Annotated in this window: 1 protein-coding gene; it reads right to left on the bottom strand. The window is 68.9% G+C overall.

Features of this window, described 5'->3' with window-relative positions:
• Positions 1 to 209: AMP-binding protein (locus IF78_RS44780; protein ID WP_037643163.1), on the bottom strand; the 209-nt coding region annotated here is incomplete at both ends.

Raw genomic sequence — 209 nt, 5'->3', positions numbered from 1 at the left:
CCCGCCGTCACTTGAAGACCGGTGATCTCCTCCTCGGCGATCAGACGGGCCAGCGTCGCCACACTCAGATCACCCTCGGGCGACACCACCGTCCGCCCACCGTGCAGCAGCGGCACCCACAGCTCGTACGTCGACGGGTCGAACGCGTACGGGGCCACCATCAGCACCCGCTCGTGCGCACCCTCGCCGAACATCCCGTCCACGACCAG

Source organism: Streptomyces bicolor, assembly GCF_000719285.1.
GTDB lineage: Bacteria > Actinomycetota > Actinomycetes > Streptomycetales > Streptomycetaceae > Streptomyces > Streptomyces bicolor.
Note: the sequence above shows the minus strand (reverse complement) of the source record. Positions and strands in the feature narration are given on the sequence as shown.